9 protein-coding genes are annotated in these 16,940 nt (G+C 72.0%); 1 reads left to right on the top strand and 8 read right to left on the bottom strand.

The features are described from left to right. Positions 1-81: 81 nt before the first annotated feature. From AC07AL_RS13475 to AC07AL_RS13440, 8 genes are all read right to left on the bottom strand, one after another. Positions 82-1,254, bottom strand: a complete 1,173-nt coding sequence (locus AC07AL_RS13475; protein ID WP_363588783.1) for a 4-hydroxybenzoate 3-monooxygenase — start codon at positions 1,252-1,254, stop codon at positions 82-84. Between the two features lie 225 nt (positions 1,255-1,479). Then, positions 1,480-2,265 carry an AraC family transcriptional regulator gene (locus tag AC07AL_RS13470; RefSeq protein ID WP_363588785.1) on the bottom strand — a complete coding sequence of 262 codons (786 nt, stop codon included), beginning with the start codon at positions 2,263-2,265 and terminating at the stop codon, positions 1,480-1,482. A gap of 324 nt (positions 2,266-2,589) precedes the next feature. After that, a complete protein-coding gene (locus AC07AL_RS13465; RefSeq protein WP_350880880.1) occupies positions 2,590-2,814 on the bottom strand; it encodes a holin in 225 nt (74 codons plus the stop codon). A gap of 172 nt (positions 2,815-2,986) precedes the next feature. Beyond that, positions 2,987-3,682, bottom strand: a complete 696-nt coding sequence (locus AC07AL_RS13460) for a formyltransferase family protein (protein WP_363588788.1) — start codon at positions 3,680-3,682, stop codon at positions 2,987-2,989. 5 nt (positions 3,683-3,687) lie between these two features. Beyond that, positions 3,688-4,926: a cytochrome P450 gene (locus AC07AL_RS13455; protein ID WP_478317448.1), complete on the bottom strand. Its 1,239-nt coding sequence runs from the start codon at positions 4,924-4,926 to the stop codon at positions 3,688-3,690. After that, entirely contained in the window at positions 4,923-6,716 is a 1,794-nt protein-coding gene (locus AC07AL_RS13450) for a type I polyketide synthase (protein WP_363588792.1), read from the bottom strand. Before AC07AL_RS13450 ends, AC07AL_RS13455 begins: the two co-directional genes overlap by 4 nt. A 66-nt stretch (positions 6,717-6,782) precedes the next feature. Continuing rightward, entirely contained in the window at positions 6,783-8,609 is a 1,827-nt protein-coding gene (locus AC07AL_RS13445; RefSeq protein WP_478317447.1) for a non-ribosomal peptide synthetase, read from the bottom strand. Next, positions 8,606-14,548 (bottom strand): acyltransferase domain-containing protein, encoded by a 5,943-nt coding sequence (locus AC07AL_RS13440; protein ID WP_478317547.1) that lies wholly within the window; start codon positions 14,546-14,548, stop codon positions 8,606-8,608. Before AC07AL_RS13440 ends, AC07AL_RS13445 begins: the two co-directional genes overlap by 4 nt. Positions 14,549-15,412: 864 nt before the next feature. On the opposite strand from AC07AL_RS13440, the gene AC07AL_RS13435 reads away from it, so the two are divergent. Further along, complete coding sequence (locus AC07AL_RS13435; protein WP_363588798.1) at positions 15,413-16,786, top strand: MFS transporter; 1,374 nt, start codon at positions 15,413-15,415, stop codon at positions 16,784-16,786. The last annotated feature ends 154 nt before the right edge of the window (positions 16,787-16,940 follow it).

Raw genomic sequence — 16,940 nt, 5'->3', positions numbered from 1 at the left:
GGCCCGTTCGTCGACGTAGCGTTCCCTGCGTGTCGCGGGCGCGCGGCTCCTCCCCCGCGCCCCGACCCGGACCTTCACGCCCTAGTTGGTGCCGGCGGTCAGCTCGCTGAACAGTTTGTTTGCCGACTCGGAGGCGAACTGGCGCTGGAGCTCGGCGCGGGCGATCTGCTTCTTGAACTCGCCCTCGTAGCCGGTGAAGCCCGCGTTGTGCATGGTGTCGGTGATCCACGTGGCGAACGCCTGGTAGTTCCAGATGTGTGGCAGGCAGGTCTGCGAGTAGCTGTCGAGGAGGCCGGAGTCGCCCTCCTTGGCGTGGCGGATCACTGCGCGGGCGAAGACCTCGGTGTCGTGCAGAGCGAGGTGGATGCCCTTGGCGCTCATCGGCGGCACGATGTGCGCGGCGTCGCCCAGGAGGTAGAGGCTGCCGTAGCTCATCGGGTCGAACACCACACTGCGCAGCGGAACGATCTGCTTGGACAGGATCTGCCCGCGCGAGGGCGGCGTGCCGAAGCGGGCCTCCAGCTCGCTCCAGATCCGCTCGTCCGGCCACTGCTCGGGGGTGTCGTCGACCGCGCACTGCAAGTAGATCCGGCTGGCTTCGGGGCCGCGGGGGATCATCCCGGCCAGTCCCAGTTCGTGGATCGCCATGCCCGAGGGCTTGGTCTCGGTGGCGGCCAGGACGCTGAGCCAGGAGTAGCCGTACTCGTGGGAGTACTCGGTCAGCGCGGAGGCGGGGATGGAGCGGCGGGAGACGCCGTGGAAGCCGTCGCAGCCGGCGATGAAGTCGCAGTCGACGGCTCGCGCCGCACCGTCGGCGTCCCGGTAGCGCACCACGGGGTGGCCCTGGGTGAGGTTTTCCAGGGTGACGTCTGCGGCTTCGTAGCGCAGGTCACCGCCCTCGCGGAGGAAGACCTCGGTGAGGTTGCGCACCAGGACCTGCTGCGGGCAGTACAGGCTCTCGTTGTTGTCCTCGTCCACGTCGATCGGCATCGCGTGGCCGTCGATGTAGAAGCCGCCCTCGCTGTACGGGATGGGGTCGCCTGCGAGGACCTCCTCCAGGCCCCATTCGCGGAGGAGGCGCACGCCGAAGGTGTCGATCGTTCCGGCGCGCTGGCGCTTCTCGACGTAGGCGCGAGGGTGCTTCTCCAGCACGACGCAGTCGACGCCGTTGCGCAGCAGGAAGTTGCCGAGAGTCAGACCGGCGACGCCGGCCCCGATGATGACGACGGCCGTGTCGTCGTGTGTCTCAGTCATGCGTGCGAGCCCTTCATGATCCGTGCAGTGGTCGGTACGCGCCGAGCGCGTACGTCGCGGCGGCGGCCGTGAGGTCGGAGGGCCGGCGCTCGCTCGCTGTCCACTATGGAAGACCCGGCGGGCCGCGAACCACTGGTAAGTCGACACCCGATACCGGAAACCCGCCAAGCTGGCTCTGGCGTCGCGCGCTGTGCACCTGACCAGCGCGAACCGCCCGGGTGGGGGCTAGCGCGCGTGGAAGCGCAGGCCGGCCTGATAGCGGCCGGGGGTCTGGCCGACGACTTCGGTGAAGGCGTCGATGAAGGTGGACGGATTGGACCATCCGCACGCGACCGTGGTCTCCGTCACCGTCATCCCGTCGGTCAGGTGCGCCAAGGCGTGGTGGATGCGCAGCGTGGTCCGCCAGCGGTGGAAGCTCATGCTCAGCTCGGCGTGGAACAGGCGGCTGAGCGTGCGCTCGCTGGCTCCCACCGCCTGGCCGAGCTCGGCCAGGGTGCAAGGCCGGGCGGGGTCCGCGCGCAGCAGGTCGGTGGCGGCGCGCAGCCGGTCGTCGCTCGCTTCGGGAAGGTGGAGGGAGGTCTCGGCGGCGTCGGCCAACTCGTCCACGATCACGGCGAGCAGGCGCCGGTGGGCGCCAGGCCGCCGTTCTGGCTCGTCGGTGAGCGCCAGAAGGGCCTCGCGCAGCAACGGGCTTACCGCGAAGACGCTGGGGTGATCGATGAGCACGGCGCACAAGTCGAGTGGGACGGACACCAGCCGTACGTCGGTCTGCCCGTAGAAGCGGTGCGAGTGGGCAAAGCGCGGAGGCGTCCAGGTGATCCGGTCCGCCGGGGCGACCCACGTGCCGCGCTCCGTCGCCGTGACCAAGGCGCCGGCGGCGGCGTAGACCAGCTGACCGTGGACGTGGCTGTGTGGATCGAGCTGAAAGCCGTGCGGCAGCCAGGCACCGCCTTTCAGGATCTCCTCGTCTGCATCGGCGGGCAGCGGTGAAGTATGGCGGGTTGTCGGCATCGGGCGTCAGTTTACCGGTGGTCTCGCGCAGAGCGTCGCGCCGACAGTGGTCGCATGACCACGGTGACGCTCAAGTCCCGTCCCCGGTGGAGGTAGCGGTGGCCTCCCGGATCCAGCGCCCGCGCAAGCGGCGGATGCTGTCGTTGACCGTGCAGGGAAGCGAGCAGCCCAGTCCGCATTTCATGACCGTCACGCTCGGCGGCGAGGACGTCCAGCACCTGGAGCGGGCAGGCTTTGTCGCCTTCCCCGCCGCCGTATGGGGCGCCTTTGCCGCGGCCGTTCGCCAGGGGGAGTTCCCGGCTTGGCGCACCCGGGCCGGGCCGGTCAGTCGTGGGGGCGGGCCAGCAGGGCGGCCGAGTTCGGGTCGCCGACGAAGGTCGCGGCCACTCCCTTGACCACGGCCAGCGCGGCCGGCAGTGCCGCCACGGCCGCCGCCTTGAACGCGCCGATCGACGTCAGGTCGAATCCGTCCGCCAGCAGCAGGCCGAGGAACGCCACGGCGTAGGTGGCGACGGTGCGTTCGGCCAGGTCGATGATGAACTTCCGCATGGTCGGGACTCCTTCGCGGTGAAGGTGCAGAGGTACACGGGGGGCGCTCGGAATCGCCGTCCCTGGTGTACACGTTCACGCTGCCGAGTTCCGACGACGGGCTCGGCGGTCCAGTCCGGTGCCCCGCACACGCGTGGTGTGCGGGGCACCGGTTCCAGAGGCCACTTGGCCGTCACCCTTCGTGCAGGGCCCACTTGCTGCTGTCGACCTGCACCGTTCCGGGCAGCGCGATGAGTTCGGGTTTGAACAGCGGTGGCGCGCCCATCGCGGGCTCCCAGGTGGCCAGCTTCTCGTCCTGCGGGACTTCGATCCGCCGGTCCGCGGTGAGGTCGGTGACCACCTTCAGGAGCAGTCGCACGCCGAGCGGCGCCAGGTGGTCGCGCCACAGGCTCTGCGCGGTCGAGCCCGGGGGCACGAACAGGTGCTCCTGGGCGGCGAGCGGGCCCGCGTCGGTGCGCTCGGTGAGGTGGTAGACGCTTCCGCCCGTCACCTTGTCGCCGTCGCGGATCGTCCACCGGATGGCGTCCCGGCCGCGGTGCAGCGGCAGCAGGCTGGGGTGGTACCCGATGGTGGCGACGGCGGCCCGGGCGCGGGTCTGGCGGCCGAGGAAGGCGTGCGAGTGCGCGGCGACGATGATGTCCACCCCGTCCGGGATGTGCCGCGCGCGCAGTTCGGCCGAGTCCGTCCACGGGACGTCCTTGTGGTACGCCCAGGAGCGCAGGCGGTCCCAGCACATCGCGTCGCCCTCGTCGGACTTCCCCTTGCGCAGCCGGGGGGCGGCTGCGCCGACGATCTTGTGCCCGTCGTCCGACAGGGCTTCCGCGACCGCGACCGCGAATCCCCCTTGTCCTGACATGTAGATGTTCATCCGGATCAGTCGACCTCTTTCAGTCCGCGGTGGTCGGGCTCGAACCGCACCGGCATCGTGGAGAACCCGGTCAGGAAGTTGGACCGGATCCGCAGCGCCTCCTCGGTCTGCTCGAACCCGGTGGTGAAGTCCCGCAGGGCCGTGAGCAGTTCGGCGATCTCCACCTTGGCCAGGTACGAGCCGACGCAGAAGTGCGGGCCGTAGCCGAAGGCCAGGTGCTTGTTGGGGGTGCGGCCGAGGTCGAACACCCCGGGCCGCGCGAAGACCCGTTCGTCCCGGTTGCCGGAGGCGTGCCAGAGCGTGACGATGTCGCCCGGGCGCAGCCGTACGCCGTGCAGTTCGGTCTCCCGTACGGCGCTGCGCCCGAAGTGCATCGTGGGCGAGGCCCAGCGCAGCACCTCGTCCACGGCGGTCTCGACGGCGACCTCGCCGTCCTTGAACCGCCGCCACTGCTCGGGCCGGGCGGCGAGCGTGTGGACGCAGTCGATCATCGTCAGCCGGCTGGTCTCGTCGCCGCCGATGATCAGGCTGTAGCAGTTGAGCACGACGTCCTCGTCGGACAGCGGCACACCGTCGATGGAGCTGCCGATCAGCATGCTGATCACGTCGTCGCCCGGGGACTCGCGCCGCTCCTCGACGACGTCCAGGAAGTACATCAGGATCTCGTTGCGGGCCATCTCGGAGTCGACCTCGTCGACGTCCTCGTCCTCGGCCGACAGCGCGGTCTTGGTCAGGCCGAGCAGGTAGTCCCGGTCCTGCTCGGGCACGCCGAGCAGGTTCGAGATCGTGGTCATCGGGATCCGGCCGGCGATCTCCTCGGCGAACTCGCAGCCGCCGGACTCGACCGCCTCGCGGATCCACTGCCGGGTGTTGACCCGGACCGTCCGCGCGACCTCGTCGAGCACCCTCGGCGAGAGCACCCGCTGGAGGATCTTGCGCAGTTCGTGGTGCCGGGGCCCGTCGGTGACGGCCAGCATCCGGCCGGCCCCGGCGTCGCCGCCCTCCAGGAGCGTGACGAGCACGTTGCCGCGCTCGGACGTGAAGTTCGCGTTGTCCCGGTAGGTGGCCATGATGTCGTCGTGGCGGGAGAGCACCCAGAACCCCCGGCGGCCGTCGACGGGCGGGTTCCAGTGCATCGGGGCGGTGTCCCGCAGGGTGCGCCAGAACCCGTCGAGGTCGTGGTCCGCGAAGGTGGCCGGGTCGCCCAGGTCCACGGTGTCCAGTGCCGGCGTGCTCATGGTCACCAGTCCGTGCGCCAGAACCGGCGCGGCTGGAACGGGTAGGTGGGCAGCGGCACGCGGCGGCTGGCCTCCCCCAGGTGCAGGGCCTCGAAGTCCACCTGCTGGCCGGTCACCCAGGCGGCGGCCAGCTCGGACAGCGCCCGCGCGTCCTGGCCGGACGGCACGATCCCGTTGTCGTTGCGGGAGAAGCGGGAGAAGGAGCCCGGGTCCGCCTGCGGGGCGGCGGCGGTCGTGGTGGCGGGGCCGCGGACGGCGTCGTCGGACAGCGCCGCGATCAGCTCCGCGCGGCTGCGGACCACGGCCGCCCACCGGCGGGCCATCACCTTGCGGCCGAGGTTGAGGCTGAAGCAGACGTCGTCCAGGCGCAGGTCGGGGTCGGCCTCCAGCCGGTCCTTGAGCCGCGCGCGCTGGCGGGCCAGCGCGTCATCGTCCAGGGCGGACAGGGTGGCCAGCCGCGGCCGGCCCTCGTCCTCGGGGGCGCGTCCGGCGGCCGTCGGGGCCTCCTCCAGCAGCAGGTGCGCGTTGTAGCCGCCGCCACCGATCGAGGTGATGCCCGCGCGGCGGATGCCGGCCTCCGGCTCCCAGTGCGCCCCTTCGACCTGCGGCACGAAGGGGGTGCTGGGGAAGTCGAGGTCCTGGTTGACCTCGGTCAGGTTGATCGTCGCCGGGAGCGTCTTGTGGTGCAGCGCCAGCGCGGCCTTGATCGCGCCGAAGCCGCCCGAGACCACGCCGCCGTGGCCGACGTTGCCCTTGACCCCGCCGATCGAGGTGGTCGCGGTCTGCTTCCCGAACGCCATGGTCGCCGCGTGCACTTCGAGCTCGTCGGTCATCGGCAGGCCGAGGCCGTTGGCCTCGTACATGGACACCGTGTCCGGGGTGACGCCGCCGACCTCCATGGCGTTGGCGATGCAGGCGCTCAGCCGCTCGGGCTGGGCCAGGCCGTACGCCATCGCGCTGACGCCGTTGTTGTTGACGGCCGAGCCCTTGACCACGGCGTAGATGTGGTCGCGGTCGGCGACGGCGTGGCCCAGCGGCTTCAGCAGCACGGTGACGACCCCGCTGGACAGCGCGGTGCCGGTGCCGTTGGCGTCGAACGGGCGGCAGTGGCCGTCCTTCGACAGGATGCGGTTCTCCTCCCACAGGTGGCCGCGCGGGTGCGGCAGGCGGACCATCGCGCCGCCGGCGATCGCCAGGTCGGTCTGGCCGAGCAGCAGCGACTGACAGGCCAGGTGCACCGCGTAGTGGAAGCCCGCGCAGACGGCGGCGACGGTGACGGCCTCGCCGATGAGCCCCATGTAGTACAGCGCGTTGGAGGTCATGGTGTCCGGCGACCACGCCAGGCTGGCCTCGATCGCCTCGGGGCCGACCGACACCCGGTCCGGCGGGGAGCTGTAGAGCGCGGCGGTCTGCGGGTTGTTGGCGCCGTACATGCCGATCTCGGCCCTGAGCCGGTCCGGGTCGTAGCCGCCGTCCTCCAGCGTCTCCCAGGCGCTCTCCAGGAACAGCCGGTTCTCCGGGGTCATCGCGGCCGCCATCCGGTCGCTGATGCCGAACACCGACGGGTCGAACTTGTCGTACGTGTCGAGCACGCCGCAGGCCCGCACGTAGAACGGGCTGTGGATCAGGGTCTCGTCGACGTGGATGTCGTCCTTGGCCAGGAACGACACGGACTCCCGGCCGTGGACGAGGTTGTCCCAGAACTGCTCCTTGGTGCGGGCTCCGGGCGCCCGCAGGGACATGCCGATGACGGCCACGTCGCCCGGGTCGTAGTCCTGCTCGGGGTTGTCGGTCATGGGGAGGCTCCTGCTTCGTTTCGAGTGAGGGTGACTCAGCGGCCGCTGTACGCAGACGTCGGCGGCTCAGCGGCCGGTGGCGCCGCCGCGGCCGCGCAGCGCGGCCCGACGGGTGTTGGCGCGCGCACGGGCGGACTGGACCGCCTCGGGGGTGGCGCCGCTCTCGTCGTCGAGCCAGCGGGCGAGGGAGGAGATGTCGCGGAAGCTGAAGAGGTCGGGCACCCGGACGCGGCGGTCGAAGCGCCGGGTCATCAGCCGGGCGAGGCGGATGAGCAGCAGGGAGTCCCCGCCGAGGTCGTAGAAGGCGGACTGCACGTCGATGCTCGACGGTTCGAGGTCGAGCAGCTGGCCCCAGATCTCCGACAGGGCCACCTCGGTCGACGTGCCGGCGGCCGTCAGGGGCCCGCCGCTGTCGGCGGCCGGCGGCTCGGGCAGCGCGTTGCGGTCGAGCTTGCCGCCCGGCCCCAGCGGAAGGACGGCCAGGACCACGAGCGTCGCGGGCACCATGTAGTCGGGCAGTTCGACGGCGAGCCTGCCGGTGACGGCGCTCTGGAGCGCGGCGTCCAGCCGGGGGCCGCCTTGCGGCGCGTCGTCGCCGGCGGGCACGACGTAGCCGACGAGCCGGTTGCCCCGGACGACGGCGGCGGCCTCCCGGACTTCGGGGCAGCCGGTCAGCCGGGCCTCGACCTCCTCCAGCTCGATGCGGTAGCCGCGCAGCTTGACCTGGTGGTCGGTGCGGCCGAGGAAGCGGAGTTCGCCGCCGTCGGTGAACTTGACGACGTCCCCGGTGCGGTACATCCGCTCGCCGTTGCGGAACGGGTCCGGCACGAAGCGTTCGGCCGTGGTGCGCGGCCGGTTGACGTAGCCGTGCGCGAGGCCGGCGCCGCCGAGGTAGAGCTCGCCTGGCTCGCCGGCCGGGAGCGGCTTCAACTGCTCGTCGAGCACGTAGACCCGGTCGCTGGTCGTCGGCGGGCCGATCGTCGGTTCGTCGGTCCCGTCCTCGGGCACCGGCCCGAACGAGCAGAAGACCGTCCCCTCGGTGGGGCCGTAGGCGTTGAACACCCGGTCGGCGCCGGTCTCCCGGTAGGTGCGGTCCACCAGCTTGCGGCGCAGGGCCTCGCCGCCGAACACGACCGTGCGCACGTTCGGCGGCAGGGCTCCGGCGTCGAGCAGGCTGTTCATGACCGAGGGGACGACGTTCAGGTGGGTGATCCGGTCGGCGTACCGGCTCTCCGGCAGGTGCACGGCGCTCTCGACGAGCACGACGGCGCCGCCGCGGCACAGCGCGTTGAAGATCTCCATCACGGACAGGTCGAAGCAGACCGAGCTCGCCGCCGAGACTCCGCTCAGGTCGCAGCCGTCGAGGACCCGGTCCATCTCGGCGAGCATCGCCACGCAGCCGCCGTGCCGGACGGCCACGCCCTTGGGCCTGCCGGTGGAGCCCGAGGTGTAGATGACGTACGCGGTGTCGCCGGGCACGACCGCGACGGGCTTCGCGCCGGGCTCGGTCGTGACGTTCTCCCCGAGCACGACCACGGTCGGGCCGGGCGGGCAACTGGCCCGGGACGCGGGGGTGGTGAGCAGCAGACGGGTCCCGCTGTCCTGGACCATGAAGGTCAGCCGGTCGGCGGGGTAGTTCGGGTCCAGCGGCAGGTAGCAGGATCCGGCGCGCAGGGCCGCCAGGATGCCGACGAGCAGGTCGGGGGTGCGCTCGACGCAGATGCCGACCGGGACGCCGGGGCCCGCGCCGTCGGCGACCAGCCGTTCGGCCAACTCCCGGGAGCGCTCGTTCAGTTCGCCGTAGGTCAGGACGCCGGCGTCGGAGTAGACGGCGGTCGCGTCGGGGTTCTTGAGGGCCTGCTCGACGAACGCGGAGTGCAGGGTTTCGGTCACCGGTCCGTCTCCTCGGGGAGGCCGGTCGGCGCGAAGTCGCCGATGGCCCGGTCGGGTTGGGCGATCGCGTCGAAGAGCACGGTGCGGTACAGCGCGAGCAGTGCCGTCACGGTCTGCCTTTCCAGGTAGCTCGGTTTGAACTGGACGTGGCCGGCCACCTCGCCGTCGATGTCGGCCATCGAGATCTCGAGGTCGAACTTGGCGAGGTGCCTGCGCACCTGAAGCGGTTCGAGCGGCAGCGCGCCGTCGGGCGTGATGGTGTCGCCGATGCCGTGGAAGAGCTTGACGGACCGGGGGAACGCGTCCGAGGAGAGCCAGTTGACGACCACGTCGAACCACGGGGAGCGGCCCTCGGCCCTCGGCGGCCGCAGCTGGGAGGCCAGCAGGTCGAGGGGGTAGTTCATGTGCTCCAGGAGGCCGAGCGAGAAGGCGTGGACCTCGCGCAGCAGCTCGCGGAAGCTGCGGTCACCGGCGGGGTTCGCCCGCACCAGCACGGTGTTGAGGTAGTAGCCGATGGCGGATTCCCAGCCGGGTTCGGCGCGTTGGGCGATGGCGGTGGCCAGTACGGCGTCCTCGGTGCCGACCGCGCGGTTGAGCGTGGCGAAGAACCCGGCCAGCACGACGGTGCTGATCGACACGCCTTCGCGCACCGCGAACTCCCGCAGCAGGCGGGTCTCTTCGGCGCTCCAGCGGAAGGCGAGGTCGCGGCCCTCGTAGGTGACGCCCGGCGGCCGCTCCTTGGTGGACAGGTCGAGGTGGGCGGGCGGGTCGGCCAGCTTCTGCGACCACCAGTCCAGGGCCGCGCCGGCCGCCGGGCCGGCCAGCCACTGCCGCTCCCACGCGACGAACTCCGTGTACGGGGCGACCGGCGCGCTGTCGGCGGGGTCGGCGCCCTCGTAGAACTCCTGGAGTTCGCGGATCATGACGTCGGCCGACGCCGCGTCCGACGCGATGTGGTGGACGAGCACCAGCAGGTAGTGGTCCGCCGGACCGCGCGTCAGGAGGACGATCCGCACCAGCGGCCCGTTGTCCAGGTCGAGCGGCTCGTGCCCGTAGCGGGCCAGTTCCTCGCGGGCCTGTTCGTCGTCCAGGTCGGTGCCGTCCGCCACGACGAACTCGTACACCGGTTCGTCCAGGATGACCTGGTACGGGCTGCCGCCCGCCTCCACGAAGAGGGTGCGCAGGGCGGGGTGGCGCTCCATCACGGCCCGTACGGCGCGGTCCAGGGCCTTCTCGTCGACGGCGGTCCGGATCCGGGCGGTCACCATGAAGTTGTAGGGCACGGCGTCCGGCGCGACCATCTGCATGAACCACAGCGAGGCCTGGCCGTGCGAGGCCGGTGCCAGTGCGAGGCCGAGGCCGTCGGCGCGCAACTGGTCCAGGGCCGGTGCGTCGGTGGCCTCCAGCAGTCCGCGCGCGTCCAGTTCGTCCACCAGCTCCTCGGCGTCCAGTTCGGACAGCTCGTCGAGGTACGTCCGGTCCGGCTCGGCCTCGGGGGCCGAGGCGGGGGCGGGGGCGGGGGCGGGGGCGGCCGACGGTACGGGCGGTGCCGTCGCGGGCGCGGCCGGTCCGGCGGTGAGCTCGACGAAGTGGCCGACGACCTCGGAGATGGACCGGCCGTCCAGGAACACCACCGGCGACACCCGGTGCCCGAACAGCGACTGCAGCCTGTTGACGAGGCGGATCGCCAGCATCGAGTCGAGGCCGAAGTCGAGCATGCTGGCGTTCACGTCGAACCTGCTCACCGGCACGCCCAGCGCGTCGGCGAGCTCGGCGAGGACGACCTCCGCCACCGGCCGGATCTCCGTCGGCTGCTCCTCCTCCACCACACGGGCCACGGGCGCGGACGCGGCTTCGACGGCCGGGGCCGGCGCGTGGGCGGGGCGGGGCTCGGTGTCGATCCAGTAGCGGTCCTTCTGCCACTGGACGAGCGGCGTCTCCACGACCTCGACGTCGTCGGCGAACAGCGGGTCGAAGGTCAGCGGCAGGCCCCTGACGTACAACGACGCGGCGGCACCCAGCAGGCAGCGGAGGTCGCTCTCGTCGCGCCGCAGGGAGTTGATCGCGTGCACCTGGGCGCCACGGGTCAGCGCGATCTCCTCGACCGCGCCGCGCAGCGTCTCGTGCGGGCCGATCTCGATGAAGGTGCCGACGCCCTGGTCGACCAGCGCGCCGATCGTCTCGGCGAACCGGACCTGGTTGCGCAGGTTGTGCACCCAGTAGTCGACGTCGGCGACCGGGTTCACCGTGTCGGCCAGTGCCGTGGAGTGGAAGTCGATGCCGGGCGTCAGCGGGGTGATGCCGTCGATGCCCGCGCGCAGCGGCTGGAGCAGCGGGTCCATGCCGGGGCTGTGCACCGGCCGTTCGACCCGGATCCGCCGGGTCGAGATCCCGTCCCGCTTGAGGTCGGCTTCCAGGGCGTCGACGGCTTCGGGCGAGCCGGAGACCGCCGCGCTGGTGGGGCTGTTGACCACGGCGACGGCCGCGTGCGCGGCGTAGGGGGCCAGCCGCGGCAGCAGCTCCGCCTCCGGCAGGTCGACCGAGATCATGGCACCCGCGGCGGCCTTGCGCTCCAGCAGGTGCGACCGGGCGACCACCACGCGGGCGGCGTCCTCCAGCGACAGCGCGCCGGCCACGCAGGCGGCCGCGACCTCGCCCAGGCTGTGCCCGACGACGGCGGTCGGCTGGATGCCGAGTCCGAGCCAGACCTTCGCCAGCGAGACCTGGAGGGCGAACAGCACCGGCTGCTGGAAGTCCATCTCCTCGTACCCGGCCTCGTCGGCCGGGGCGGCGAGCCGGTCGAGCACCGAGCAGCCGCCGGCCGCGCGCACGGCGGCGTCGCAGGCGTTCATCCAGGTGCGGAAGCCGGCGTGCGAGCGCAGGAGTTCGCGGCCCATGCCGACCCACTGGGTGCCGCCGCCGGAGAACACCAGCGCGACCCGCCGGTCGACGCTGCCGGAGACCGTGCCCGTGACGACGTCGGGGTGCGGCTGGCCGGCGGCGACCCTGGCGAGGCCGTCCAGGACGTCCTGCCGGTTGCGGGCGAACAGGGCGATCCGGTGGTTGTGGTGGGTGCGCCTGGCGGCGAGCGTGTAGGCGAGGTCGGAGACCCGCAGGCCCGCGTCGCGTTCGACGTGGTTGGACAGCTCGCGGCAGGTGTCGGCCAGCGCGCCGGCCGTACGTGCGGTGACGGGGACGAGGTGCACCTGCTCGTCGGCGGCGGCGTCGCTCCGGCCGGGCGTGACGTGCCGCCCGCGGTCGCCCGCGAGGAAGGGGTGGGCCGCGACGGGGAGGCCGGCGGTGTACAGGGCGCCGAGCGAGCCGAGCAGGGTCGAGGCCTCGTCGGCGCCGCGGCGCAGCGAGGGCAGGGTGGTCGCCGTCAGGATCTCCGACACCGACTTGAGCAGGACGGGGTGCGGGCTGATCTCGATCACCGCGTCGACGTCGTGGTCGCGCAGCTTCGTCAGGGCGTCGACCACCCGGATCTCCCGGCGCAGGTTGTCCGCCCAGTAGTCCGGCCCGAGCTCGGCACCGTCGACGCGTTCGCCGGTGACCGTCGAGATCATCGGGATGCGGGTGGTCCGGGGCCTGATGCCGTCGAGTTCGACCTTCAGCGGGGCGAGGACGTGGTCGACCAGCGGGGAGTGCGGGGCGTGGCCCATCCGGACCCGGTGGTTGGTGACGCCCGCCGCGGTCAGCCGCTGGACGAGGTCGTCGATCTCCTGCGGTGTGCCGGTGACCAGGGTGGAGTTCAGGCCGTTGTGGCCGGAGACGGTGAGCCGGCCGGTCAGGTACGGCCCGACCTCGTCGGCGGCGGTCATCACCACGATGCCCTCGCCGCGCCCCACGGCGAGCTGCTGGAGGAGCCGGCCGTGGTGGGCGGCCAGGCGGGAGGCGTCGTCGAAGTCGAGCGCGCCGGCGATGTGGGAGGCGGCGAACTCGCCGACGCTCTGCCCCACGACGACGTCCGGCTCCACCCCCAGCGAGCGCCAGGCTTCGGCCAGCGCGACCTGGAGGGAGAACAGCAGCGGCTGGAAGACGTCCATGTCGTCGATGCGGCCGTCCGGGGACATCAGCTGCTCGACGAGCGAGAAGCCCAGCAGTTCCCGCATCCGCCGGTCGGACTTCATCATGGACCGGCGGAACACGGGCATTCCGGCGAGCAGTTGCCGGCCCATGCCCACCCACTGCGAGCCGTTGCCCGAGAACAGGAAGGCCACCCGCGGCCTGCGTCCGGTCCGTTCCCCGACGCTCAGCCCGGCGGCCGTCGCCCCGCTGCCGAAGGCGTCCAGCTGGGAGCGGAGTTCGGGCATGTCGCGGGCGGTGGCCGCGAGCCGGAACGGGCCGTCGCCGGGCGTCCGGCGGCAGAGCTCGCGCAGGTCGCTCTCGTCGCGCAGCGCCCGGGCCCGCTCGGCCAGCGCCTCCCGGGAGTCCGCGGCCAGCAGGAGCAGCGAGCTCTCGGGGCGCGGCAGTTCCTCGACGGCGACGTGACAGATCGCGCCGCCGAACCCGAACGAGCTGACGCCGCCCCGGCGGGCGTCGGAGCGTCGCGGCCACGGCGTCAGCCGGTCCTGGACGGTGAGGTTGTACTCGTCGAACATGATCTGCGGGTTCGGCGCGCTGTAGTGCAGGCTCGGCGGCAGCACACCGTTGCGCATCGACATCGCGAGTTTGACCAGGCCGACGATGCCGGCGGCCGCCTCCAGGTGCCCGACGTTGGACTTGACGGACCCGAGCCGCAGCGGCTCCGTACGGCCGCCGCCCAGCACCGCGCCGATCGCGTTGGCCTCGATCGGGTCGCCGAGGGGCGTCGCGGAGCCGTGGCACTCGATGTAGTCCACGAGGTGCGGGGCGATGCCCGCCCGCTGGTACGCGGTGCGGAGCATCTTCTCCTGCGCCTGGGGGTTCGGCGCCGTCATGCCGTTGCTCAGACCGTCGTTGTTGGAGGAGCTGCCCTTGATCAGGCAGTACACCGGCAGGTCGCGTTCCAGTGCCACGCTCAGCGGGGCGAGCACGACGACGCCGGCGCCCTCGCCGCGGACGTAGCCGTTGGCGCGGGCGTCGAAGGACTTGCAGCGGCCGTCCGGGGCGAGCGCGCCCATCGCGTCCATGGCGGTGTAGTAGTCGGAGACGAAGCTCAGGTTCACGCCGCCGGCCAGCACCAGGTCGCTCTCGCCCAGCCAGATCGACTGGCACCCCACGTGCACCGAGACCAGCGATCCGGCGCAGGCGGCGTCGATGGCCATGCTCGGGCCCTGGAGGCCGAGGACGTAGGAGACCCGGTTGGCGATGATGCCGTCGTGCATGCCGGTCGCGGTGTGCGGGGTGATCTGGCTGTCGGGGCCGCGGTAGTGCGCCAGGGCGGCGTAGTCGCCCCAACAGGAGGCCATGAACACGCCGGTGTCGCTGTCGACCAGGCTGTGGGGCGCGATGCCCGCGTCCTCCAGCGCCTCCCAGGACAGTTCCAGGATCAGGCGCTGCTGCGGGTCCATCTGGACGGCTTCGCGGGGCGAGATACCGAAGAACAGCGGATCGAACCGGTCGATGCCGTCGATGAATCCGCCCCAGCGCACCCTGTCGTTCAGCAGCTCGCGTCGCGCGGCCGGTACCGGCCCGACGGCGTCGCCGCCCTCGACCAGCAGCTGCCAGAACGACGACGGGTCCGGCCCGCCGGGGAACCGGCAGCCGATGCCCACGATCGCGACGGGCTCGTGCGAGGGCAGGCGGCGGCGCTCGGCACTCGGGGCGGGCTCCGCGGCACGCGGACCGTCGACGAGCGCACGCGCCAGCCCGTCGACGGTCGGGTACTGCCACATCCAGGTGGCCGGGACCTGCCAGCCGAGGAACTCGGACAGCGAGGCCGCGAGCGTCACCGATCTCAGCGAGTCCAGTCCGTACCGGTGCAGCGGCGCCGAGCGGTCCACCGCGCTCGCGGACACGTCCAACAGCTCGACAACACGGGAAAGCAGGAAATCCGTTACGGCGGAAATGTCTCGCGCTGCGCGCTCTCGGGGCACGGCGACTCCCTCAACAGGGCGGATGGAATGGACGGGTGGAGCTTCACGGCCGACCGGTCGGGGGGGTTCGGTCCGCACCCGGGCAGCCGGACACGGGGGCGGCTCATGACGCGGAGGGTCCCCTTCGCCGCATCACGTTCCTGGGTGGGGCCGACGGTTGGCGTGCGGATGGGGTCGGCGTTTCCGACCTCCGCGTTCACAGCGAGTGAGAACTACCGTTCGTGTACCGCTGTTTCGGCTGGCGGCGCAGCTCGCTCTCACCGCGGGAGAAATCACGGGCATCTCTGGGTCACATCGGTCCGCGAGTGCATCGACGACAGGATCACGTACGCGGATTCTTCACCTGCACGGCTACTGTCGATGGGCTCCAAGGTCCATTTGGTCAAGCGCGACGAGTATGCTGATGGAGGCAAAATGGATCGTCAGTGCTAATCCGACCGGCGGACAGCAGAGTGCCAGTTTGTTAATGGTGAGACAAGCGCCATTCGAGGGCCGGTTGAGGCAGTGGCGAGATTTGATCTCCAAGTGTCCGGTTCGAGTTGGAGCTGTCGGCGGTCCGAAATGGCGCCTCGACTCAGCAGCGCCCCCGCGTCACCGCGCCCCGGCCGGGACAGGCGCACGACCCCGCGAAAGGCGCGCTCCACCGGCACGCGATTGGGGTAGACAGCGGCTGAGTGACCCATGCAAGCTGACCCCCATGGCAGTTGAGAATCTTGATGCGGCGTCAGTCGATGCCGACCGTTCCTTAGCCGGTCCCACCGGCCGCGACGTCGACGGCAGGCCCGCATGACCGACGCCACCGATACCACCGACAGCACCGACACCGCGGTCAAGCCGGCGCTCCGGCCGGGACTGGCACTCGGCGTACTGGCCGGGGCGCTCGCCCTGGACGTGAGCGGTCTCGGAGTCCTCAACGCCGCCCTGCCGTCGGTCGGAGCGCGCTTCGACCTGGACGAGACCACGCTCCAGTGGGTCATGACCGCCTACGCCGTCACGTTCGCCGGCTTCCTGCTGGTGGGCGGCCGACTGGCCGACGTCCTCGGCCGGCGGCGGGTGTTCGAGATCGGGGTCGCCCTGTTCACCGTGTCCGCGCTGGTCGGGGCGCTGGCCCCGGACACCGCGGTGCTGCTGGGCGCGCGCGCCGCCCAGGGCATCGGCGCCGCCCTGTCCGGGCCGGCCGCGCTGGCCCTGCTCACCGAGACGTTTCCGGCCGGTCCGGCGCGCAACCGGGCCTTCAGCGTGTACGCGGCGGTCGGCGCCGCGAGCTTCAGCGGCGGGGTGCTGCTGGGCGGCGTACTGACCCAGTTCTTCGGCTGGCGTTCGGTGCTGTGGTTCTCGGTGCTGCTGGGGCTCGCCGTGCTGGCCGCGACCCGCGCCGGACTGCCCGGTGGCGCCGGGCACAGCGGCCGACTGGACCTGCCCGGCGCGATCACGGGCACGCTCGGACTCACCCTGCTCGTCGTCGGCGTGAGCAGCGACGGCGCGACGGCGTGGATCGTCCTCGGCGCCGCGGTGGCCTTCCTGGCGCTGTTCCTCGTGCGCGAGCACCGCACCGCCGACCCGGTGCTTCCGCTCGCCCTCTTCCGGATCAGGTCGGTCCGGGCCGCGAGCCTGGCGGCCTTCCTCCAGTACATGGGATCGGTCGGGCTGCTGTTCTTCGCGCCGCTGTACCTCCAGGGGATGCTGGACTACTCCCCCTTCGAGTCCGGTCTCGCGCTGGTGCCGATGTCCCTGGCCGTGTTCCTCACCGCCAACTTCGCCACCGGACGCCTGCTGGCCCGGTTCACCCCGCGCACGCTGATGGCGGTCGGCCTCGTCCTGATCGGCGGGGGTGCCGCACTGTGGCTGGGCACACCGCACGACGGCGGCTACGTGCAGTACGTGCTGCCCGGCCTGGTGCTCAGCGGCATCGGCCAGGGGCTGAACTTCCCCTCGATGACGTCCGCCGGGCTCACCGGAGTCCCGGCGCGGCAGCACGCCGTCGCCGGGGCGGTGAACGTCGTGGCGCAGCAGATCGGCGCCAGTGCGGGCGTCGCGGTGATGGTCCTGGTCGCCGCGACCGGCACGGACCAGCTCGCCGGCTACCACCTCGCCTACCTCACCGCCGCCGGCGCGTGCGTCCTCGGTGCGGCGGTCATCGCCGTACGACGGCAGGCCTGAGGGGCCCGGCCGACCGGCGGCCTGGCCGGGCGAACTCCGAGGCGGGGGGGGGGGGGGGGGGGTGGGCGGGGGGGGGGGGGGGGGGGGTTCCGCTCCCTGTCCGCCTCCCCCCACCCACCCGTTTCCCCCCCCCGGCACCCCCCCCCCCCCCCCC

The organism is Kitasatospora sp. NPDC043949 (genome assembly GCF_056435365.1).
Note: the sequence above shows the minus strand (reverse complement) of the source record. Positions and strands in the feature narration are given on the sequence as shown.